The organism is Paraburkholderia sp. SIMBA_053, from assembly GCF_046534895.1.
GTDB lineage: Bacteria > Pseudomonadota > Gammaproteobacteria > Burkholderiales > Burkholderiaceae > Paraburkholderia > Paraburkholderia caledonica.
This window is the reverse complement of sequence record NZ_JAWRXU010000012.1, coordinates 13,918-35,089: the sequence shown is the minus strand read 5'-3', so window position 1 is coordinate 35,089 and position 21,172 is coordinate 13,918. Positions and strand designations below refer to the sequence as shown.

Annotated in this window: 19 protein-coding genes; 14 read left to right on the top strand and 5 right to left on the bottom strand. The window is 63.3% G+C overall.

Going from position 1 to position 21,172, the window contains the following annotated elements; translation table 11 throughout:
* Positions 1 to 66 precede the first annotated feature (66 nt).
* From SB753_RS27070 to SB753_RS27045, 6 genes are read left to right on the top strand one after another with little or no spacing between them, the layout of a single operon-like run.
* Entirely contained in the window at positions 67 to 618 is a 552-nt protein-coding gene (locus SB753_RS27070) for a hypothetical protein (RefSeq protein ID WP_020069901.1), read from the top strand.
* Positions 619 to 677: 59 nt separating this feature from the next.
* Positions 678 to 2,081 (top strand): PelD GGDEF domain-containing protein, encoded by a 1,404-nt coding sequence (locus tag SB753_RS27065; RefSeq protein WP_088175108.1) that lies wholly within the window; start codon positions 678 to 680, stop codon positions 2,079 to 2,081.
* Entirely contained in the window at positions 2,074 to 3,123 is a 1,050-nt protein-coding gene (locus tag SB753_RS27060) for a tetratricopeptide repeat protein (RefSeq protein ID WP_193610965.1), read from the top strand. Before SB753_RS27065 ends, SB753_RS27060 begins: the two co-directional genes overlap by 8 nt.
* Positions 3,120 to 4,757, top strand: a complete 1,638-nt coding sequence (pelF, locus tag SB753_RS27055) for a GT4 family glycosyltransferase PelF (protein ID WP_410802771.1) — start codon at positions 3,120 to 3,122, stop codon at positions 4,755 to 4,757. The genes SB753_RS27060 and pelF overlap by 4 nt, the downstream gene beginning before the upstream one ends.
* Positions 4,757 to 6,130 carry an exopolysaccharide Pel transporter PelG gene (gene pelG, locus SB753_RS27050; protein ID WP_087753155.1) on the top strand — a complete coding sequence of 458 codons (1,374 nt, stop codon included), beginning with the start codon at positions 4,757 to 4,759 and terminating at the stop codon, positions 6,128 to 6,130. Before pelF ends, pelG begins: the two co-directional genes overlap by 1 nt.
* A 14-nt stretch (positions 6,131 to 6,144) precedes the next feature.
* The gene (locus SB753_RS27045) at positions 6,145 to 7,047 is read left to right on the top strand and encodes an endo alpha-1,4 polygalactosaminidase (RefSeq protein WP_410802769.1); all 903 of its coding nucleotides are present in this window, start codon (positions 6,145 to 6,147) and stop codon (positions 7,045 to 7,047) included.
* A gap of 53 nt (positions 7,048 to 7,100) precedes the next feature.
* Here the strand turns inward: SB753_RS27045 and SB753_RS27040 are convergent, their stop codons facing one another.
* Entirely contained in the window at positions 7,101 to 7,721 is a 621-nt protein-coding gene (locus tag SB753_RS27040) for a LysE/ArgO family amino acid transporter (RefSeq protein ID WP_088175111.1), read from the bottom strand.
* Positions 7,722 to 7,818: 97 nt separating this feature from the next.
* On the opposite strand from SB753_RS27040, the gene SB753_RS27035 reads away from it, so the two are divergent.
* On the top strand, positions 7,819 to 8,712 hold the full coding sequence (locus SB753_RS27035; protein WP_410802767.1) for a LysR family transcriptional regulator ArgP: 894 nt from the start codon (positions 7,819 to 7,821) through the stop codon (positions 8,710 to 8,712).
* A gap of 110 nt (positions 8,713 to 8,822) precedes the next feature.
* Here SB753_RS27035 and SB753_RS27030 read toward each other — a convergent pair whose 3' ends face one another.
* Positions 8,823 to 10,079 carry an MFS transporter gene (locus tag SB753_RS27030; protein WP_020069893.1) on the bottom strand — a complete coding sequence of 419 codons (1,257 nt, stop codon included), beginning with the start codon at positions 10,077 to 10,079 and terminating at the stop codon, positions 8,823 to 8,825.
* Entirely contained in the window at positions 10,076 to 11,059 is a 984-nt protein-coding gene (locus SB753_RS27025; protein ID WP_410802765.1) for a PRC-barrel domain-containing protein, read from the bottom strand. The genes SB753_RS27030 and SB753_RS27025 overlap by 4 nt, the downstream gene beginning before the upstream one ends.
* A 465-nt stretch (positions 11,060 to 11,524) precedes the next feature.
* Between SB753_RS27025 and SB753_RS27020 the strand changes: the two genes are divergently transcribed.
* The 3 genes from SB753_RS27020 to SB753_RS27010 all read left to right on the top strand — a co-directional run bounded on the left by SB753_RS27020 (position 11,525) and on the right by SB753_RS27010 (position 14,449).
* A complete protein-coding gene (locus SB753_RS27020) occupies positions 11,525 to 12,907 on the top strand; it encodes an NCS2 family permease (RefSeq protein ID WP_027804926.1) in 1,383 nt (460 codons plus the stop codon).
* A gap of 251 nt (positions 12,908 to 13,158) precedes the next feature.
* Positions 13,159 to 13,584 (top strand): ArsR/SmtB family transcription factor, encoded by a 426-nt coding sequence (locus SB753_RS27015; RefSeq protein WP_410802763.1) that lies wholly within the window; start codon positions 13,159 to 13,161, stop codon positions 13,582 to 13,584.
* A gap of 91 nt (positions 13,585 to 13,675) precedes the next feature.
* Positions 13,676 to 14,449, top strand: a complete 774-nt coding sequence (locus SB753_RS27010) for a DUF899 domain-containing protein (RefSeq protein WP_410802761.1) — start codon at positions 13,676 to 13,678, stop codon at positions 14,447 to 14,449.
* Between the two features lie 34 nt (positions 14,450 to 14,483).
* On the opposite strand, the gene SB753_RS27005 is transcribed toward SB753_RS27010, so the two are convergent.
* Positions 14,484 to 14,666 carry a hypothetical protein gene (locus SB753_RS27005; RefSeq protein ID WP_020069888.1) on the bottom strand — a complete coding sequence of 61 codons (183 nt, stop codon included), beginning with the start codon at positions 14,664 to 14,666 and terminating at the stop codon, positions 14,484 to 14,486.
* Between the two features lie 129 nt (positions 14,667 to 14,795).
* A complete protein-coding gene (locus tag SB753_RS27000) occupies positions 14,796 to 15,707 on the bottom strand; it encodes an NAD-dependent epimerase/dehydratase family protein (protein ID WP_410802759.1) in 912 nt (303 codons plus the stop codon).
* Between the two features lie 105 nt (positions 15,708 to 15,812).
* On the opposite strand from SB753_RS27000, the gene SB753_RS26995 reads away from it, so the two are divergent.
* The 4 genes from SB753_RS26995 (at position 15,813) to hutU (ending at position 21,171) form a co-directional block, all read left to right on the top strand.
* A complete protein-coding gene (locus SB753_RS26995; RefSeq protein WP_410802757.1) occupies positions 15,813 to 16,751 on the top strand; it encodes a LysR substrate-binding domain-containing protein in 939 nt (312 codons plus the stop codon).
* Between the two features lie 344 nt (positions 16,752 to 17,095).
* Positions 17,096 to 18,619, top strand: coding sequence for a histidine ammonia-lyase (gene hutH / locus SB753_RS26990; RefSeq protein WP_020069885.1), 1,524 nt, complete (start codon positions 17,096 to 17,098; stop codon positions 18,617 to 18,619).
* Between the two features lie 103 nt (positions 18,620 to 18,722).
* Positions 18,723 to 19,418, top strand: coding sequence for a histidine utilization repressor (gene hutC, locus SB753_RS26985; protein WP_087753145.1), 696 nt, complete (start codon positions 18,723 to 18,725; stop codon positions 19,416 to 19,418).
* 64 nt (positions 19,419 to 19,482) lie between these two features.
* A complete protein-coding gene (gene hutU / locus SB753_RS26980) occupies positions 19,483 to 21,171 on the top strand; it encodes a urocanate hydratase (RefSeq protein WP_214878916.1) in 1,689 nt (562 codons plus the stop codon).
* The last annotated feature ends 1 nt before the right edge of the window (position 21,172 follow it).

Here is a 21,172-nt window from a genome sequence, read left to right as displayed (position 1 = left end):
TGTCCGACTGACACCGTGGGCGTATCGCGCCTGCGACGAATAACGACGTTACTGAGGAGTGGTTCGATGAACAACATGAAAAGATGGTCCGGCCTCATCAAATGGTCCGTAGCGGTGACGGCGACGGCACTCGTGCTCGGCGCGTGCGGTTCCATCCGCCAAACGGGCTCGCCGGCGCTCGGCGCCAAGGACTCGGTTGCGGTCGTGTCGATGGCGAACTTCACCGAAACGCCGGCGGCGGGCAGCAGCGCGGCTGCGATCGCGGCCAACACGCTGCGCGCGAACGGCCTGACGGATGTGCGGATCGCTCCCGCCGATGCATCGGCGAACGCGATGTTCGATACCGCGCAGCGCGATCTCGGCGAGAAAAAACTCGCATGGGCGCGTGAGCAGCATGTGAAATACGTGCTGACCGGCGCGGTGGAAGAGTGGCGCTACAAGGTGGGCGTGGACGGCGAGCCGGTAGCGGGCGTCACCTTCGAACTGATCGACGTCGCATCGGGTCAGGTGGTCTGGAGCGCCACGGGTTCGAAGAGCGGATGGACGCGCTCCAGTCTTGCAAGCGTTGCTTCGTCGTTGATCGGCAGTCTGTTGTCGCCGCTGCGCTCGCGCGGTTGATCCACGCGCCGCGCAGGCACGCTGTCATTCGTATCTCGAGATGTCATGAGGAGTCGGCTGTGAATACCGTCACCGCGCAATCCGCCGCCAGTGCGGCGAAGCCGCGCCATTCGAATCCGCTCGGCAACCTGAGCGCGTTGCGGCGCATCGTTGCGCCCGCGGTGGCTCGGCCGTTTTCAATTGTCGAGACGATCGTGTTCGTTGCGGCGGCCGGTGCGTTGAGCTGGGCGCTCGACCGCAACGACCCGTTTCTGCTGCATACTGGTTTTCCGTGGCTATGGTTCGCGCCGCTGATCGTCGCGCTGCGCTACGGCACGCTGCTCGGCCTCCTCGCCTGCGCGATGCTGATCGGCGCATGGCAGGTGCTGATGCACGGCAGCCCCGACGCATGGCCGACGCTGTTCTTCACCGGCGGCCTGTTGCAGACCATCGTTGCCGGTCACTTCGGCGATACGTGGGGCAACCGGGCGCAACGCGCGAACGCGCTGAACGACTACCTGAACGACCGGCTCGTCGCGATTACGAACAGCCATTACCTGATGCGCCTGTCGCACGAGCGGCTCGAAAAAGATCTGTTGTCGAAGCCGACCACGTTGCGCGATTCGATTACCGAACTGCGCCGCCTGTCGGTCGCACATGGGCTCGATAGTGCGAAGGACGTGCCGTCGCACGATCTGCCGGGCGCGCATGCGCTGCTTGAATTCGTGGCGCAGGCATGTCAGATCGAAGTGGCCGCGCTGTACCCCGTGCACGGCGGCAAGCTCGGGCGTGAAACACTCGCCCGGATCGGCGACGCGTTCGAGCTCGACCCGCGCGACGAACTCGTCGCACGGGCGCTCGAAACCCAGGCCGTCGCGCATCTGAAGAGCGGCGAGCATCCTGTCACGAACACGGGCCTGCTCGTGTGTGCGCCAATGATCTCGGCGGACGGGCGGCTCATCGCCGTGCTGGCGATCAAGCGCATGCCGTTCCTGTCGCTGAACTTCGACAACCTGCAATTGCTGCTGGTGCTGCTCGGCTATTACGCCGACGGCGTCGAACACTCGCAGCAGGTACGCACGATTCTCGATGCATTGCCCGACTGCCCATACGAGTTCGCGCTCGACGTGAGCCGCCTCACGCGCCTCGAACACGCGGCGGGCATTACGTCGTCGCTCGTCGCGCTGGTGTTCCCGCACGACGACGAGGGCGACTCGTTCTTCGAACACGTGATGCGTCGCCGGCGTGCTCTCGATCTGATGTGGCCGGTCAAGGCCGCGGGGCAGTCGGTGCTGATCAATCTGATGCCGGCGACCGATGCGACCGGCGTGGACGGTTATCTCGCGCGGATCGAAGCCAGCCTGCGCGCGCAGTTCAATCTCGATCTCGAAGGCGCGCGCATCGGCGTGCATACGCTGCATCTCGGCGGCGAGCCGGGTCCGGCGTTGAAGCGTCTTCTCGTGCGCAGTGGCGTCGATGTCTGAAACCGTGCGCCCTCACTCCATAGGCCGCGCGTCGCGCGTGCTTCGCGCTTTCGTCGCTTTCGCCGGCATCGTGCTCGTCGTGCTGGTGCAATGTGCGTTGGTCTGGCGCGTCGCGAACGGGCAGGTGGCGTTCGACCCGCTGCTGCCCGTCGTCGCGATCAATCTGATCGGCGGTGCATTGCAGGCGCTCCTGTTTCGCGCGCTGTTACCGCAGCACTATCGCGAGCCGCGCGGCTGGAGTTTGTTGCTGCTGTGGCTCGGATGCGCATTCGTGCCGCTGTTCGGCGGCCTCGTCGTACTCGTGAGTTGTGCGTGGGCCGCCTGCTACCCGCGTTCACACAGCGGCGAGGAGCTGGACGACGTGCCGGCGCCCGAATTCGTTACGCACCTGATGTCGCGCGTATCGCATGGCGGCGGCGCGCGCTTGCAGGCGCGCATCGTCAATACGCAGGTGAATGCGTCGGACCGCCTTTCGGCGCTCGTCGCGATCCAGAGCATGCCGACGCGCACCACGGGCACGCTGCTGCGCGAACTGCTTGCGGACCCGGTTGAAGACGTGCGCCTGATTGCTTACGGCACGCTGGACCAGGCGGAAAATGAAGTGACGCAGCGCATTTTCCAGACCGGGCAAAGTCTCGAGATGGCGAGCACCGACGATCAGCGTCACGCGATCAATCGTCAGCTTGCGGAGTTGTACTTCGAGCTGATCTATCAGAACCTGGTGCAAGGCGCGGTCTACCGGCACACGCTCGAACAGGCCGATCGCCACGCACGCGCTGCGCTCGAGATCGACGACGGCGACGCCGCGCTATGGATGATTCGCGGCCGCCTCGCTCTCGCGAACGGCGCCGCAGACGAAGCGGCCGACTACATGGCGCGTGCCCAGGCGCTGGGCTTCCCACGCGAACGCCTGGTGCCGTGGCTTGCCGAAGTCGAATTCCTGCGCGGGAATTTTGTGCGCGTATCCGAACTGTTGGCGTCGCTCGGCAATGCCGCGACGCTGCCGATGCTCAAACCTGTTGCGCGTTACTGGTCAACATGAAACCCTCACTGATGCGCCGCGCCGCGGACGCCGATGTCTGCCTGCTGCTCGAAGGCACGTTCCCCTATGTGCGCGGCGGCGTATCGAGCTGGGTCAACGGCATGATCCGCTCGTATCCGGAGCTGCGCTTTTCGATCGTGTTCGTCGGCAGCCGCGAAGAAGACTACGAAGGCGCGGCGTATGCGCTGCCGGATAACGTGGTCCATTTCGAAGCCCACTATCTGTACGAAGCGGCCCATGCCGATAAAGACGCGTCGCGTGAAATTCCCGGCGACGCGCAGGCATTCGCGCGCTCGGCCGCGTTGCACGACGCATGGCGCAACCGCGGCAATTCCGACGCGGCGTCGGACCCCGGCGCGCTGATGGCCGACATGGTGCAAATGATCGGCGACAACGGGCCGCTGAACGAGGAGCAGTTCCTGTCGAGCCGCGCCGCATGGGACTTTATCGTCGACCAGTACGATCGGTATTGCACGGACCCGTCGTTTACCGACTACTTCTGGACCGTGCGCATCATGCACAAACCGTTGTGGCAGCTCGCGCGCGTCGCGGAGCAAGTGCCGCCGGCGAAGGTGTATCACACGGTGTCGACGGGCTATGCGGGTTTTCTCGGCGCGCTGCTGCATTACCGGAGCGGTCGGCCGCTGCTCGTGTCGGAACACGGCATCTATACGAAAGAGCGCAAGATCGATCTGCTGCAAAGCCAGTGGATACGCGACAACCGCGGCGCATTCGAGCGCGACATCTCGAAGATCAGTTACTTCCGCGAACTGTGGGTGCGCTTTTTCGAAGCGCTCGGCAAGCTCGCCTACGACGCCGCCGACGACATCGTCGCGCTGTACGAGACCAATCGACAACGGCAGATCGCGGACGGCGCACTCGCTTCGCGCACGCGCAACATTCCGAACGGCGTGGACGTCGACGCACTGGCGCCGCTCGTCGAGCAACGCGTCGCACGGCCGCGCAACGTAGTCGCGCTGATTGGCCGCGTGGTGCCGATCAAGGACATCAAGACCTTTATTCGCGCGCTCTTTATCGCGTCGCGAACCATGCCGGAAATTGAAGGGTGGATCGTCGGACCGGAGGAAGAAGATGCGGCCTACGCCCTCGAGTGCCGCGCGCTGGTGCAAAGTCTCGGGCTCGCGAAGAACGTGAAATTCCTCGGGTTCCAGCGCATCGACGAAATCTTGCCGCAAGTGGACGTCATCGCGCTGACGTCGATCAGCGAGGCGTTGCCGCTCGTGGTGCTGGAAGGCTTCGCGGCGGGCGTGCCTTCCATCACGACGGACGTCGGCTCGTGCCGTCAGTTGATCGACGGTTACGGTGACGAAGACCGCGCGCTGGGCTCGGCGGGCAGCGTCGTGCCCATCGCGAATCCCGCAGCGTTCGCGCAGGCCGTGCTCGATCTGCTCGGCGACGAACCGCGTTGGCTCGCGGCGCAGCAGGCGGGCCTTGCGCGGGTGCGGCGTTTTTACACGAAAAAGCAGATGATCGATCAATACCGCGTGCTGTATGAACGCCTGACGGCCGCGCCCATACGTGACGGTCGCGAGAGCGGCAACGCGGCCGCTGCGCGCGGCGGCTGCCCGATGCATCACGGCAACGCGCAAACCCAACCGCAAGAGGTGCGCTGATGGCCGGCATCGGTTTCGAGCTCCGCAAGATACTCAAGCACCAGACGCTTTTCGGCGTCGCGCGCGCCTATGCGTACGCGGGGCTGATCAGTTCCGGGCCGCTCATTCTGTCGATCTTCGGGATTCTGATTATTGGTGTGCTGAGCCTCGCGTTCGTGATTCCGAAGTACGCGATCGTGCAGTTCCAGGTGTCGGTGACGTACCTCGTTGCGTGCAGCCTGATTCTGACCGGGCCGCTGCAACTGTCGTTCACGCGCTTTATCTCCGACCGCCTGTTCGAAAAGCGCGACGACCTGGTACTGTCGAACTATAACGGCGTCGTGCTGATTTCAACGGCAGCCTCGGGCGTGCTCGGCGTGATCGCGGTCGCATTCGGCTTTCGGGGCGAGCCGCTGATTTACCGGCTGCTGATGGTGGCGGGGTTCGTGGTCGTCAGCAACATCTGGATCGCGGTGATTTTCCTGTCGAGCGTCAAGCAGTATCGGCAAATTCTCTATGTGTTCGCGCTTGGCTACGGCTGCACCGTTGCATTCGCGTTGATGCTCAACCGTCATGGACTGCCCGGGCTGCTCGGCGGCTTCGTGGCGGGTCATGTCGTGCTGCTCGCCGGGCTGTCCGGGCTGATCTATCGCAACTATCGCAGCGAGCGCTTCATCTCGTTCGAGGTGCTGCAAAAACGCTTCGCGTATCCGAGTCTTGCGCTCGTCGGACTGCTGTTCAACCTTGGCGTGTGGATCGACAAATTCATGTTCTGGTACGCGCCGGACACCGGCGCGCGCGTGATCGGACCGCTGCATGCGTCGGTGATCTACGATATTCCCGTGTTCATTGCATACGTGTGCGTGATGCCCGGCATGGCAACCTTTCTCGTGCGGATCGAAGCGGATTTCGTCGAGTACTACGACCGCTTCTACGACGCTGTGCGCAGCGGCGCCACGCTGCGCCATATCAACGACATGCGCGACATGATGGTCGGCAGCGTGCGGGCAGGGCTGTACGAGATCGTGAAGGTGCAGACGGTCGTGCTGCTGCTGATCCTCGCGTTCGGGCACCTCGTGCTGGAAGCATTGGGAATTTCAACGCTGTATTTGCCGCTGCTCATCGTGGATGTGATCTCGGCCAGTCTGCAAGTATTGCTGCTCGGCTTGCTCAACGTGTTCTTTTATCTCGACGCACGCCGTGCCGTGCTCAAACTCACGGCGGCGTTCGTCGTGCTGAACGCACTGTTCACGGGCATCACGCTCTGGCTCGGGCCGGATCTATACGGCTACGGTTTCGCGCTCGCGCTGCTGCTCGTCGTGATGGCGGCCGTGACGCTGCTCGACCGCAAATTCGCGTCGCTCGAGTACGAGACTTACATGTTGCGCAACTAGGCGGGGATTCGCGGATGAGTATCGGAAAACGTCAGCGCCACGACATGTGCGCGTTTTATCGGCGCGTGGTATGCGCGGCGCGTCTGGTGCTGGTGGGCCTGCTGTCTTCGATCGCACACGAACGCGCGTGGGCCGACGCAGGAGCGGGGCCCTCGATTGCGCTCTTTTATGGCACGCAGCCGCCGGTCAGCCAGTTGCGCGATTTCGACGTCGCGGTGGTCGAACCCGACAGCGGCTTTGAGCCACTGAAGCACAAGAATCCGGACACCGCGTGGTTCGCTTATGTGAGCGTGGGAGAGGTGGAGCCGCAGCGTCCGTATTACGCTGCCATTCCGAAGGCCTGGCAACTAGGCGACAACACGGTGTGGGGCGCGAAGGTGATCGATCAGGACGCGGCGGACTGGCCCGCGTTCTACGTGGAGCATGTGATCGCTCCGCTGTGGAAGAAAGGCTATCGCGGCTTTTTCCTCGACACTTTGGATTCTTACCAGATCGTTGCAAAGACGGACGCGGCGAGGGCGCGGCAGGAGCGTGGTCTCGTTGCCGTGGTCCGCGCGATCAAGGCGCGCTATCCGCGTGCACGGCTGATTTTCAATCGCGGGTTCGAAATATTGCCGCAGGTTCACTCGCTCGTATATGCGGTCGCATTCGAATCGCTCTACCGAGGCTGGGACCAGGCGGGGAAGCGCTACACCGAGATTACGCAGGCCGATCGCGACTGGCTGCTCGCGCAGGCGAAAACGATTCGCGAGCAATACCGGCTGCCGGTCCTCGCAATCGACTATTGCGCGCCGGCCGACAGCGTCTGCGCCGCCGACACCGTCAACAGGATCAGCGCTGCGGGCCTTGTTCCATATGTCACGGACGGCGGCCTGCAGACGGTCGGCGTGGGGCCGGCTCGCGCAATGAGACAGTGAGGCAGTGAGGCAGTGAGACAGTGAGGCAGTGAGCGGGCGAAGGCTAGTTTGCTTCAACGCAACTGCGTGACGGCCAGCAACAACACCATGCTGCCGATCGCGCCATCCAGCACACGCCATGCGCTTGCCCGGCGAAACAGCGGCGCAAGCGCTCGTGCGCCGTAGCCCAGCGCTATGAACCAGACGCAACTCACCGCCATCGCACCAACGGCGAACGCGACGCGTGCGCCGTCGGGTTCGCGTGCCCCAGCGGTACCCACCAGTAGAAAAGTGTCGAGATAAACGTGCGGGTTGAGCCACGTGAAGGCGAGCGTCATAAGCACGATCGGCATCGCGCGTTGCGCGGGCTGTGCGCCACGGTTCGCGTCGGCGTCCATTACCGCATGCCCGGGCCGCACTGCGCGGCGCAATGCATTGATGCCAAACCACGCGAGATAGGCGAGCCCGACGTACAGCATGACATGCACGAACACCGGATAACGCTCGATCAGCACCGACGCGCCGCCGACACCCGCGCTAATCAGAATGCAGTCCGACACCGCGCATAGCGCGACGATCTTGCCCACATGCGAGCGCATGATGCCTTGCCGCAGTACGAAGGCGTTTTGCGCGCCGATGGTCACGATCAGCGATGCACATAATGCAGCGCCGTGAGAAAAAGACAGCCAGTTCATAGCGGATCCAGTAGACGGGAGAAGCGAACATGGCTAGTCTGCGGTTCTGTGCTTCATAAGAGAAGCTAATTTAGCTAACGCTGATTAAGGAACGCTAATGCTCGACTATGCGTTGCTCGACGCGCTCGCGGCCGTCGTGCGTCATGGTTCTTTCGACCGCGCAGCGAGTGAACTCAACGTCACGCCCTCGGCGGTATCGCAGCGGGTGAAGCTGCTCGAGGAGCGTGTGGGCAGTGTGCTCGTCAAGCGCGGTCAGCCGTGTGTCGCGACAACTTCTGGTGCGTTGCTGTGCCGTCATACCGAACGCGTGCAACTGCTGGAAGCGGAATTGACCGGTCGCGTGCCCGCGCTGCCGGGCGGTCTGGTCGAAGCATGGCCGACGCTGCGCGTGGCGGTGAACGACGACAGCGTGGGCACCTGGTTCATCGACGCAGTTGCGCCGTTTTGCGCCGAGCGTCAAATGCTGCTCGACCTCGTGATCGACGATCAGGACCACACCGCGCAGCGGATTCGCGACGGCAGCGTGCAGGGCGCGGTGACCACTCAGGCGGAGCCGGTGCAAGGGTGCCGCTCGACGCGTCTTGGGCGCATGCGCTATCTCGCGGTCTGCTCGCCGGCATTTCTAGCGCGTCATTTCGCGGACGGCGTCACGCGCGACAGTTTGCGGCGCTCGCCGTGCGTGGACTTCAATCCGAAAGACCAGTTGCAAAAACGCTTCATGCGCCGCATCACGCGAGCGGAGGTCGATCCGCCGTTGCACTGGATTCCGCATGTCGCCGGCTTTTTGCGCGCGTGCGTGACGGGTCTCGGCTGGGGCATGTGTCCCGAGCGCATGATCGCGTCACATCTGGCGAGCGGTGAACTCGTGGACATGGCGCCAGGCAAGCATATCGACGTCGATCTCTACTGGCAGAGCTGGCGCCTGTCGATTGGCTGGCTGGACGACTTCAGCGCGGTGTTGCGCATGCGCGCGGCTGAATTTCTGGATTGAGCGACGTCGCCGCAACGGCCCGGCATGCGTCGCGCGGCGCACAGGCCGACTGAATCGGGAGTCCGGTTCAGCCTGCGGTGCAACAGCGCCGCAGGCAAAACCATCGCGACTTACCTGACCGCCGACCCGCCGCCGTCCGCCACCGGCGCGCTGTCTTCTGCCGCTGCCGCATCGCGCGTCTCCGGCATCGCCGCCCACACCAGCAAGACAGCCAGCGCACCCGCGGCGGCGAGTCCGAAAAACGCGACCGCATTGCCGAAATGATCGGCGATGAATCCGGCCGCGGTCGTACTCAAGGTCGCGCCGATACCCGCAGCAAGCCCGAACAGGCCAATGCAGAGGTTGTAGCGGCCCTTGCCGCCGGCCACATCGGCGGCGATCAGCGGCAGCATCACACCGAACACGGCCGCGCTCAAACCGTCGAGCATCTGCACGGGCACGAGGAGGTATGGGCTGCTGATTCCGGCGAACAGCAGCGCGCGGATCGGCAACGCCGAAAAGCCCAGCAGCAGGATAGGCCGGCGTCCCCAACGCTCGGCGGATCGGCCGACCCACGGGGACATCATCGCGACGATCGCCTGCGGCACGATGATGCACGCGGCGATCACGAGCTGCACGTTGTCGCCCATGCCGGCCGTCACTTCGCCGGCGGCGAGATTGAGCATCGCTGCATTGGACAGATGGAACAACACAATGCAGGCAGCGAACAGCAGCATGCGCCGGTCGCGCAGCAACTCGCGCAGGCTTTCGCGGCGCTCGGTTTCTTGCGGCGTCGGCGCGGCTTTTGGCAACTGGATCGTGTCGGTGCGCTGGATCATCGCCAGCGCGAACAGCGCGGGCACGGCGAGCCCCGCAGTCAGCCAGAACACCGCGCGCGGCGAATAGTATTCGCCGAATACGCCCATGAGGCCGGCCGCAACCGCGCTGCCGATCGACGCCCAGCGCGCATTGCGCCCGAGCCGGTCGCCGAGATTCGCACGTCCGACGAGCGCAAACGAAATCGCCGCCAGTGCCGGCGTCAGCATGCAGCTGGCGAAGCCGTGAAAGACCTCGGCGGCGATCACCGGCAGCACAGTCGGACTGGTTGCCAGCAATACCGCGCTGAGGATGATCGCGAAGATCGCCCAGGCGGCCGCGCCCTTCTTGTTGCGCAACGCGTCGACGGCGGCGCCGCCCGGCACCTGACTCACCATTGCGCTGATCGTGCCGACCGACAACGCCATGCCGATCTCGCCCTGCGTCCACTTGTGCGACGCGAGATAGGACGCGATGAACGGTCCAAAACCCGTCTGCACATTGGCGACGAAGAAGTTCAGCCAATCGAGCGCGCGCAGACTTCGCGCAGTAACCAGAGTGCGGCCTGTCATCGGACCGCCCGTGCGTTGGAAGCGGCCGTGGCGGTCGGCCCGGACGCGGGCGCGGCAGCGGCAGCGGGCGCCGGCTGGGCGGGCGCCGCGGGCGGCGCGGGTGATACCGCGCGGATCGGCTTGTCGTTCGCGTAGGGCGGCGTCGCGTTGATCTGCGCATCGCTCAAATCGATTTGCGGATGCAGTTCCTTGTCTTTCGCGACGAAGCGCAGCGCCGACCAGTTCGCCGCAATCGTGCGCCGCTCCGTGCTGACCATGCCGTTGACGTCCAGCACCACTGCCTGCGGCTGCGCATTGGCGTCGATCAGCACGTCGATCACGCGGCCCACTTTCGCGCCGTTCGAGCGCTCAACTGTCGCGTCGATCACCGGCAACTGCATCGCAGCGTTCGCCTTCGCCGGATTCACCGGAGTCGCCGACGGATTCAGCGTGATCGGCGCGGCTTTCGCGGTCGGCGTAAAGCGGAATGCGTTCCACGCGAAATTGACCTTCCGATCGCCGACCCCGAGGAAACCTTGCAGATTCACCACGACTTCGCGCGGCTTGCCGCTCGCGTCCGCAATCATGTCGATTGCTCGCCCGACCACCTTGCCGTCCGGTTTCTGCACCTCGCTGTCGAGCAGCGTATGCGCGTCGTTGCGCTCGATCGTGCGCAGCACGATCAGCGGCGGGGGCGGCGGCGGTGGCGGTGGCGCAGCGACGACGGGCGGCGGCGGCTCGACTTTGTGCGGCTTGACGACCGGCTTCTTCGGCTTCTTCGGCTGCTCGGGTTCGGCGGCTTCGGTCTCGACCGGCTCCGGCGCGGAAGCGGCCACGGGCGCGCTTGCGGCTTCGACCGGCATGACCGTGGCTTCGACGATCGGCGCCTGCTGCGTTCCCCACAGCAGGCTGCTGCAGCCGGACAGTGCAAGAAGCGCCAGCAGCGCGAACGCCGCGAGGATCGTATGACGCCAGGCAGGAAGCGAAAAGCCGCCACTCATCAGGAAGAACTCCATGGACCGGGTGCGGCTGTAGAGCGCCGCGATTAAACAGTACGGCCCAGAGTTTAACCCGCGACGTCGAGCGGTCCGCTTTTGAGGGCCATGTGAGGGGTATGCCGCAAGCACGCTTCATGCCGCGCCGCACACGACGGTCACGCGCGGCGGTTATCTCGCAGCGTCCGTCAAGCTCTCAAAACGCTTTCATATGTGGACGAGAAAGCGTGACGAGCCGTAGGTGTTAACGCGCGGATCGCACATGCGCTTTGCCGTCGCTTGGACGATATAACTGTCGCGACATGCCCGGCATGCCATTCATGCGATGGGCGATATATTTGGGTTGGCCTACATTTCGAGACAGAAACGGGACACGAAGCGCCCGAAGCACATTAAACAACGCAAAGAGACGAACCTGATGACGGCCACTTCGACGGCCGTTTCAGCATGCTGATAAAGGAGGCACTCATCATGATGGAACCCCACGCCCAGCCGCTTTCCGAAGCCGGCGCCGAGTCATTCGACACCAAGGGCTTTCTCGACCGCTACTTCGAAATTTCCTCGCGCGGCAGTTCGCAGCGCCAGGAGATCGTCGCGGGCATCACGACCTTCCTCGCGATGGTCTATTCCGTGTTCGTCGTGCCGGGCATGTTCGGTAAAGCGGGCTTCGATACGAGCGCGGTATTCGTCGCCGTGTGTCTCACGACCGCGTTCGGCTCGTTGCTGATGGGTGTGTGGGCGCGCCTGCCGATCGCGATCGGCTGCGCGATTTCGCTGACCGCGTTCACGGCGTTCGGTCTCGTGCTCGGCAAGGGCTTGCATCCGACAGTCGCGCTCGGCGCGGTATTTCTGATGGGTGTCGTGTTCACCGCGATCTCGGTGACGGGCGTGCGTTCGTGGATTCTGCGCAATCTGCCCACGGGCATCGCGCACGGCACGGGCATCGGCATCGGGCTGTTCCTGTTGCTGATCGCCGCCAACGACGTCGGGCTCGTCGTGAAGAATCCGGGCGCCGGTTTGCCGGTCTCGCTCGGCAATATCACCGCACTGCCTGCGCTGATGTCGGTTGCGGGGCTCGCCGCGATCTTCGGGCTCGTGCGCCGCCGCGTGCCCGGCTCGATCCTGATCGTGATCATTGGAATTTCGGCCATTGCGCTGCTCGTCGATCCGGCCGTGTCGTTTCATGGCGTATTCGCGGTGCCGTCGCTGAGCGCGCCGGGGCACGAGTCGCTGATCGGTGCGATGGACATCAAGGGCGCGCTGTCGATGGCAGTGTTGCCCAGCGTGCTCGCTCTCGTGATGACCGCCGTGTTCGACGCCACCGGCACGATCCGCGCGGTCGCGGGCCAGGCGGGCCAGCTCGATGAAAACGGCCGCATCATCAACGGTGGCCGCGCGCTCACGGCCGACTCGGTTAGCTCGATTTTCTCCGGCCTGCTCGGCGGCGCGCCAGCCGCGGCATACATTGAATCGACGGTCGGAGTGGCGGCCGGCGCGAAGACCGGCATGGCGGCAGCAGTGGTCGGCCTGCTGTTTCTCGGTGTGATGTTCTTCTCGCCGCTCGCGAGCCTCGTGCCGTCGTACGCAACAGCGCCCGCGCTGATGTATGTCGGGCTGCTGATGCTGTCCAACGTCAGCAAGCTGCATATGGACGACATGGTCGACGCGATGTCCGGTCTCATGTGCGCGGTATTTATCGTGCTGACCGCGAATATCGTGACCGGCATAATGCTCGGTTTTGCAACGCTCGTGATCGGCCGCGTGGTGAGCGGCGAATACCGCAAGCTGAACGTGGGCACGGTGGCGATTGCGATCGTGCTGGTCGGGTTCTATCTCGGCGGATGGGCGATCTGATTCGCTCGGGACGTCGCGGCGCAGCCGCGGCACGCTGAGTCATTTGCTGTAACGCGAGCACGGCGGAGTATCGCGGCGTGCCGCGGTCTGGACCGTAGTCGGTTGTTCTCCCTGACGCGGCACGTCGCAATGTTCTATCTGCGACGTGCCGCGTTTCTTTTTGCTCTGCGCGGGCGCCGGTTTTCTGCGTGCTCCGGAGAAACTGCGTGCCTGTTCTTGACATTCGCGAGTTCGTTTCTAAACTTAACCTCATGGTTAAGTTTAATGAAGCGTTGCTCGACCGCACCTTTGCGGCGTTGTCGGACCCCACGCGGCGTGCGCTGCTCGCGCGTTTGTCCGAAACCGAACTGTCGGTGAGCGGGCTTGCCGAGCCGTTCGCCATGTCCTTGCCGGCGGTGATGAAGCACCTCGACGTTCTCGCGGGGGCCGGCCTCATCACACGTAGCAAGAACGGCCGCACGGTCGCGTGCCGGCTTTGTGCCGGACCGATGGAAGAAGCCATGGCGTGGCTCGGCCGCTATGAGCGCTTCTGGGCGAAATCGCTCGATCGTCTGGCCGCTTTCGTCGAAGAAGACGAAGCGCCGCGCGCGTCAAAGCCAGCCCGCCGTATCGCTGCACTGTCTACACCCGGGCCGCGCAAATCTTCGCCGTCACGAGGGAAACGGCGCGGCTCGTGACGCGCAGACCGGTCTGCCGTGCGCGAGTCGTCGATGAGTTGCACATGCCGCGTATTTACATGCCGTGTACGTCATTGTGAAGGAGCCGCAGATGGAACCGATGCAAACACCAAAGCAATCGCAGCAAGACCCGCAGCACCGGGTCGGCTCGCGGCAGGAATGGCTGGAGGCGAGCAGGGCGCTGCTGGTAGAAGAAAAAGCGCACATGCGCGCCGGTGACGAACTCGCCCGCAAGCGCCGCGAACTACCGTGGGTGAAGGTGGATAAAACGTATGTGTTCGATACGCCGCAGGGACGCAAGACGCTTGCCGATCTCTTCGACGGGCGCAGTCAGTTGATCGTTTATCACTTCATGCTTGGCCCGGATTGGGAGGAGGGTTGTGTTGGCTGTTCGTTCCTGTCGGATCACATGACCGGGATCGTCACGCATCTGGAACATCATGATGTTTCGTACGTGACCATCTCGCATGCGCCGCTCGCCAGGATAGAAGCGTTTAGAAAACGCATGGGCTGGACGTTCCCGTGGGTGTCGTCCGACGGAAGCGATTTCAATTTCGACTATCACGTGTCGTTCACGCCCGAACAACTGGCGAGCAAGAAGGCCTTGTATAACTTCGTCGAGCAGGACGTCGGCATCGACGAACTACACGGCCATAGCGTCTTCTATAAAGACGCGAATGGCGACGTTTATCACACGTATTCCTGCTATGGCCGCGGCGACGAGCGGTTCATCAACACGTACGCGCATCTGGACGTTACGCCGAAAGGGCGCAATGAAAAGAGCAGTCTTATCGATTGGGTCAAGCACCACGACCGCTATGAAGAGAAAGAGGCGCACGGCGGCGGTTGTGCCGCTTGTGGTTAGTGAATTGCGAGAGGAGGAATAGAGCGCCGCGTGCCTACAGCGCCATGTCGAACGCGGGCTTGAGAAACAGTTCGATCGCCATCACGGCGAGACCCATTAAAGCTGCTGACAGCGTCAACGTGCCGTATTCGTCGTAGCGTGCATCGTAAAGGCACGCTACGACGAACAGGATCGCCAGCAGGTTGGTCAGCCAGTCGAAATTCAACGCCAAGGTCATCGATCAAATCCGGGCTCGTGTGCGGCTCGAGCATCGAGCCGCGCGGGTCAGATGAGCAGGATTCTATCGAGCCGAGCTTACGGATTCGCAACGCCGGCGCTTACACAAATTACGACGAAAACCGCGGATCTACGCCGCGTGGCCGGACATCATGTCGTGCTCGATCCAGTCGATTACCGACGTGCGTTTGGGCTGCCAGCCCAACAGCTTGCGTGCGCGCTCGCCGCGTACGCGGCTATTCGAGCCGAGCCCGTACGAAGCCATTTCGTAGCCCCATTCCTTTTGCGCTTCTTCGAGCGGCCAGTCTTGCGGCTCGCCGAGCTTCATCGCGCGCGCGATGGCCGCGCTCATTTCGCGGAACGACGCTTCGCCGCTTTCGACGAAGTAGAACGTGCCGGCCGGGCTCTTTTCCAGCGCGAGACGGTAAAGCTCGGCGACGTCGTCGATATGCACGTTCGACCATGTGTTGCCGCCGCTGCCGACGTGTCGCACGACGCCGCTCTTTTGAGCCTGTCGCACGAGGCGCGGCAACTGCACGCTTGCGCTGGCCGCTACCGCACCGTGGCCATAGATCAGCGTATTGCACAGCACCGCCGAGCGGATGTTCTGTTGCGCGGCTTCGAGGACCCGGCGGTCGATCGCGACGCGCGCGGCCTTGTCGGCGGTCGGCTCAGGCAGCGCGTCTTCGTGATAGATGCGCGCTTCGGCCGCTTCGCCGCCCGATGCGTCGCCGACGATGCTTGAACCGCTTGTGTGGAGGAACGGTTTGCCGGAGCCCGAGAGTCCTTCGATCAGCGCGCTCACCGCGCCTTCGTGATCGCTGCTGGCGGCGTTGATGACAGCGTCGGCGGCTTGCGCCTCGGCAATCAGCAACGCGCGGTCGTCGAGCGTGCCGATAACCGGCTCGATGCCGAGCCGTTTCAGCTCGTCGCTATGTTCGGGCTTGCGAATCAGACCGCGCACCTGATGACCGGCGCGCACGAGATGCGCCGCAATAGAACCGCCGATAAAACCGCCCGCGCCTGTAATGAATATCTTCAAGACCTTCTCCTGAGTGGAAATCTGATGACAGGCAAGCAGTATCCGCCGTCTTCATTCTCGCAAAAAGCGTGTTAGTCTCAAATCAATCTTGACTGTGAATCAACAATGAAAACATCCACCGACGAGTTGCTGGTGTTCGTCAGCGTGATCGACAGCGGCTCGATCACGGCGGCTGCGGAAAAGCTCGGGCAGACCGTGTCAGGCGTGAGTCGCGCGCTCACTCGCCTCGAAAAGAAGCTGGACACGGCGCTGGTGAGGCGCACGACACGCCGTCTGCAATTGACCGAAGAGGGCGAAGGCTTCCTGCAGCGCGCCCGCGCGATCCTCGACGCGATGGAAGAAGCCGAGGAGTCCGTCACGCGCGAGCGCCGCAGGCCTTCGGGGCGCTTGCGCGTCGACGCGGCGTCGCCGTTCATGCTTCACTGCATTGCGCCGCATATGACGGCGTTCTCCGAGCTGTATCCCGAGATCCGCCTGGAGTTGACCAGCAACGAGCGGATCGTCGATCTGCTGGAGCAGAAGGTGGATATCGCCATCCGGATTGGCGCGTTGCAGGACTCCACGCTGCATGCTCGCGCACTCGGCAGCAGCAAACTGCGCGTGGTCGCGAGTCCCGCGTATCTGGCCGAGCACGGCGAGCCCAGATCGGTCGATGCTTTAGCCGAGCATCGGCTGATCGGATTCACGGCGCCGGAGCATCTGAACCGCTGGCCGTTGCGCGAGCGAAGCACAGGCAAAGGTAAGGGGAGCCGCAACGGCAACCGCAACGCCAACGCCAACGCAGAGCCGTTCAGAATCGAGCCGTCGATCACCGCATCGAGCGGAGAGACCTTACGGCAACTCGCGCTGTCGGGCTGGGGTATCGCGTGCCTCGCCGAGTTCATGATAGCCGCCGATATCCGCGACGCCCGCCTCGTGCCGATTCTCGGCAATGTGCTACTCGACGAGCGCCAGCCAGTCAGCGCGGTGTATTACCAGAGCGCGTCGCTCGCGGGGCGCGTGCAATGTTTCCTGGATTTCATGGCGGCACGCGTGCAGTTGTAGCGCTGCATCCGGAGTCACCCGTTGTCGAAGGAAGCCCGCGGCTCGCATGAGTTGGCGGGCTTCCTTGCGTTATGGGGTGGGTTTTTTCAGCGCTGCTCATCGATGCCGGGAAGGTTTTTGTCCGCGTGGCGGCCATTATATTGGACGTGTATATACAAGTTGGCCGTTGCTGAAGGCAGCGGCTTCGGTCCGCGCTGGCGGCGCGAGCCGATCAAGGAACGCCTTAGGATGCGGTGCAGACGGCCTTAGTGGAAAGCCCTGGTCCCGAAAGCATTAAAAACAAGTTGTATATACAAGACGGCGCGGCTAGACTTCTCTCAAATTGTATAGACAGGACAACAACCATGATGACTCTGAAGCCCGGCCACCTCACTCTCCCGCAACTGCGCCAGATCGCGCGGGAACATGTGCCGCTGCGACTCGATCCCGCAAGCCACGCGGCTATCGACGCATGTGCGAAAGCGGTAGCAGACATCGCCGCGAAGGGCGAACCCGCGTATGGCATCAACACGGGCTTTGGGCGTCTCGCGAGCACGCATATTCCGCATGACCAGCTCGAACTGCTGCAACGCAATCTGGTGTTGTCGCACGCGGTCGGGGTAGGTGAGCCGATGTCGCGCCCGGTCGTGCGTCTGTTGATTGCGTTGAAGTTGTCGAGCCTCGGGCGCGGCCATTCCGGCATTCGCCGCGAAGTCATGGAAGCGCTGATCACGCTGTATAACGCCGACGTGCTGCCGGTGATTCCGGTGAAGGGTTCCGTGGGCGCATCAGGCGACCTCGCGCCGCTTGCGCATATGTCGGCGGTTTTGCTCGGCGTAGGCGAGGTCTTCGCGAAAGGCGAACGTCTGCCGGCCACCGAAGGTCTCTCGCTCGTCGGTCTGAAGCCGCTCACGTTGCAAGCGAAGGAAGGCCTCGCGCTGCTGAACGGCACACAGGCGTCGACTGCGCTCGCGCTTTACAACATGTTCGCGATCGAGGACCTGTATCGCACCGCGCTGGTAGCGGGCGCGTTGTCGGTCGATGCGGCGGCCGGTTCGGTCAAGCCGTTCGACGCACGCATTCACGAATTGCGCGGACATCAAGGCCAGATCGACGCGGCATCGGCATATCGCTCACTGCTGCAAGGTTCGGGCATCAACGTGTCGCACGCCGATTGCGACAAGGTGCAAGACCCGTACAGCCTGCGCTGCCAGCCGCAAGTCATGGGCGCGTGTCTCGACCAGATGCGTCACGCCGCCGACGTGCTGCTGCTCGAAGCCAATGCCGTGTCCGACAATCCGCTGATTTTCCCGGACACCGGCGAAGTGCTCTCTGGCGGCAACTTCCACGCGGAGCCGGTTGCATTCGCCGCGGACAATCTCGCGCTCGCCGCCGCGGAAATCGGCGCGTTGGCCGAACGCCGCATCGCGTTGCTGATCGACGCGACGCTGTCGGGCCTGCCGCCGTTCCTCGTACGCGATGGCGGCGTGAACTCCGGCTTCATGATCGCCCACGTAACGGCTGCCGCGCTGGCATCGGAAAACAAGACGCTCGCGCATCCTGCTTCCGTCGATTCGTTGCCCACGTCCGCGAACCAGGAAGATCACGTTTCGATGGCCACGTTCGCTGCGCGCAAACTTGGCGACATCGCCGAAAACACGGCCAACATTCTGTCGATCGAATTGCTCGCCGCCGCGCAAGGTGTGGACCTGCGCGCGCCGCACAAGACGAGCCCGAGTTTGCAGAAAGTGATGGACGTGGTGCGCAAGGACGTCGCGCATTACGAACTGGATCACTACTTCGCGCCGGACATCGCGGCCGTGACGCGACTCGTGCAGAACGGCACGATCGCGAAGCTGAGCCCGTTTTCCTTCGTGTCCGAACAGTAAGCGAATTCGTGCGGGGCTACGTGCGATGAGGCGCCGCTCAGCATCTCTGAGCGGCACTCAGCGCCCCTAGGCGCCCCGACCGGACCATGAGACACAGCAGCCAATGAACGCACCCGCATATCAGGGCATCAAGGACTTCATCCTCGCGCGCATTCACGCGGGCGAATGGGGCGAAGGCGACCAGGTGCCCTCCGAAAACGAGCTTGCACGCGAATTCAACGTCGCTCGCATGACGGTGAACCGCGCGCTGCGCGAGTTGACCTCGGAGCAGGTGCTGACGCGTGTGCAAGGCTCGGGCACGTTCGTGGCCCGTCCCAAGTACGAATCGACGCTGGTGGCGATCCGCAGTATCTCCGACGAAATCGTCGCGCGCGGTCATCGTTATCAGGCGAAGGTGCTGCACATTGGCGCGAGCATCGCCGATGCGGCGCTCGCCGAAGAAATGCAGGTGAGCGCGGGTAGTCCGATATTTTATTCGCGCGTGCTTCATTTCGAAAACGACGAGCCGGTGCAGCTTGAAGAGCGCTGGGTCAATCCGGCTGTCGCCCCCGAATACGCGTTGCAGGATTTCACGAACACCACGCCGAACCAGTATCTCGTGCGGGTCGCGCCGTTGCAGCGCGTCGAATATCGCATCGAGGCATTGGCGGCGGACGGCGATACCCGCGAGCTGTTGACCATGGACGAACTGGAGCCTTGCCTCGTGCTGCATCGGCGAACGTGGTCGCAAAGCCAGGTCGCTTCGATCGCGAATCTGTGGCATCCGGGCAGCCGTTACCGTTTCACCGGACATTTCTAATTTTCGCTTTCCCTGATTCTTCCCTGACATATCCCGATCATCTTCAGGCATTCCGAGGGCCACCATGAACAACCCGAAACACATCGACCCGCGTCTCGACCCCACCCGCACGATCCGTGCGCCGCGCGGTGCTGAGAAGACCTGCAAGACCTGGATCGCGGAAGCCGCGTACCGGATGATCCAGAATAATCTGGACCCCGAAGTAGCCGAGCATCCTCACGCGCTGGTGGTTTATGGCGGCATCGGCCGTGCGGCGCGCAACTGGGATTGCTTCGACCAGATCCTTACTTCGCTCAAGGACCTGAACGAAGACGAGACGCTGCTGATTCAATCGGGTAAGCCGGTCGGCGTTTTCCGCACGCATGCAGACGCGCCGCGCGTGCTGCTCGCGAATTCGAATCTGGTCCCGCACTGGGCGACATGGGAGCATTTCCACGAGCTCGATCGCAAGGGCCTGATGATGTACGGCCAGATGACGGCGGGCAGCTGGATCTACATCGGTAGCCAGGGCATCGTGCAGGGCACGTACGAAACGTTCTTCTCGGTGGCCAACCAGCATTTCAACGGCGATCCGGCGGGCCGCTGGATCCTGACGGGCGGTCTGGGCGGCATGGGCGGCGCGCAGCCGCTCGCCGCGACCATGGCCGGCTTCTCGATGATCGCAGTGGAATGCGACGAGACACGCATCGACTTCCGTCTGAAGACGCGTTACGTGGACAAGAAAGCCAAGACACTGGACGAAGCACTCGCCATGCTCGAAGAAGCGAAGCAGGCGGGCAAGGCAGTGTCTATCGGTTTGCTCGGCAACGCCGCCGACGTGTTTGCCGAGTGCGTGACGCGCGGCATCACACCGGACTGCGTGACCGATCAGACGAGCGCGCACGATCCGATTCACGGCTACCTTCCTCAAGGCTGGAAGGTCGAAGACTGGCGCGAGCGTCAAAAGACCGCGCCGGATTCGATCGTCGTGCCGGCGAAAGAGTCTATGGCCAAGCAGGTGCAAGCCATGCTGACGCTGCAGGAACGCGGTGCCGCCACGCTCGATTACGGCAACAACATTCGTCAGATGGCGCTCGAAATGGGCGTGAAGAACGCCTTCGATTTCCCCGGCTTCGTGCCGGCGTACATCCGCCCGCTCTTTTGCGAAGGCAAGGGACCGTTCCGCTGGGTCGCACTGTCGGGCGATCCCGAGGACATCTACAAGACGGACGCTAAGGTCAAGGAACTCATTCCCGACGATCCGCATCTGCATAACTGGCTCGACATGGCGCGCGAACGCATCGCGTTCCAGGGATTGCCGGCGCGTATCTGCTGGGTCGGCGTGAAGGATCGTTACCGTCTCGGCCAGGCATTCAACGAAATGGTGAAGAACGGCGAACTGAAGGCGCCGATCGTGATTGGCCGCGATCACCTCGATACCGGTTCGGTGGCGAGCCCGAATCGCGAAACCGAGTCGATGAAAGACGGCTCGGACGCAGTCAGCGACTGGCCGTTGCTCAACGCGTTGCTGAATACGGCAGGCGGCGCGTCGTGGGTGTCGCTGCATCATGGCGGCGGTGTCGGCATGGGCTTCAGCCAGCATTCGGGCGTCGTGATCGTCGCGGACGGCACGGACGCCGCGAAAGAACGCCTCGGCCGCGTGTTGTTCAATGACCCGGCGACCGGCGTGATGCGTCACGCGGACGCAGGCTATGAACTCGCGCAGCAAACCGCGCGCGAAGCGGGCCTCAATCTGCCGATGCTGGGCCGCTGAG

Excerpts from the sequence above, each read along its gene's own strand:
- SB753_RS27070 (WP_020069901.1), top strand. The coding sequence starts at position 67 with ATGAACAACATGAAAAGATGGTCCGGCCTCATCAAATGGTCCGTAGCG.
- SB753_RS27060 (WP_193610965.1), top strand. The coding sequence starts at position 2,074 with ATGTCTGAAACCGTGCGCCCTCACTCCATAGGCCGCGCGTCGCGCGTG.
- pelF (WP_410802771.1), top strand. The coding sequence starts at position 3,120 with ATGAAACCCTCACTGATGCGCCGCGCCGCGGACGCCGATGTCTGCCTG.
- pelG (WP_087753155.1), top strand. The coding sequence starts at position 4,757 with ATGGCCGGCATCGGTTTCGAGCTCCGCAAGATACTCAAGCACCAGACG.
- SB753_RS27045 (WP_410802769.1), top strand. The coding sequence starts at position 6,145 with ATGAGTATCGGAAAACGTCAGCGCCACGACATGTGCGCGTTTTATCGG.
- SB753_RS27040 (WP_088175111.1), bottom strand. The coding sequence starts at position 7,721 with ATGAACTGGCTGTCTTTTTCTCACGGCGCTGCATTATGTGCATCGCTG.
- SB753_RS27035 (WP_410802767.1), top strand. The coding sequence starts at position 7,819 with ATGCTCGACTATGCGTTGCTCGACGCGCTCGCGGCCGTCGTGCGTCAT.
- SB753_RS27030 (WP_020069893.1), bottom strand. The coding sequence starts at position 10,079 with ATGACAGGCCGCACTCTGGTTACTGCGCGAAGTCTGCGCGCGCTCGAT.
- SB753_RS27025 (WP_410802765.1), bottom strand. The coding sequence starts at position 11,059 with ATGAGTGGCGGCTTTTCGCTTCCTGCCTGGCGTCATACGATCCTCGCG.
- SB753_RS27020 (WP_027804926.1), top strand. The coding sequence starts at position 11,525 with ATGATGGAACCCCACGCCCAGCCGCTTTCCGAAGCCGGCGCCGAGTCA.
- SB753_RS27015 (WP_410802763.1), top strand. The coding sequence starts at position 13,159 with ATGGTTAAGTTTAATGAAGCGTTGCTCGACCGCACCTTTGCGGCGTTG.
- SB753_RS27010 (WP_410802761.1), top strand. The coding sequence starts at position 13,676 with ATGGAACCGATGCAAACACCAAAGCAATCGCAGCAAGACCCGCAGCAC.
- SB753_RS27005 (WP_020069888.1), bottom strand. The coding sequence starts at position 14,666 with ATGACCTTGGCGTTGAATTTCGACTGGCTGACCAACCTGCTGGCGATC.
- SB753_RS26995 (WP_410802757.1), top strand. The coding sequence starts at position 15,813 with ATGAAAACATCCACCGACGAGTTGCTGGTGTTCGTCAGCGTGATCGAC.
- hutH (WP_020069885.1), top strand. The coding sequence starts at position 17,096 with ATGATGACTCTGAAGCCCGGCCACCTCACTCTCCCGCAACTGCGCCAG.
- hutC (WP_087753145.1), top strand. The coding sequence starts at position 18,723 with ATGAACGCACCCGCATATCAGGGCATCAAGGACTTCATCCTCGCGCGC.
- hutU (WP_214878916.1), top strand. The coding sequence starts at position 19,483 with ATGAACAACCCGAAACACATCGACCCGCGTCTCGACCCCACCCGCACG.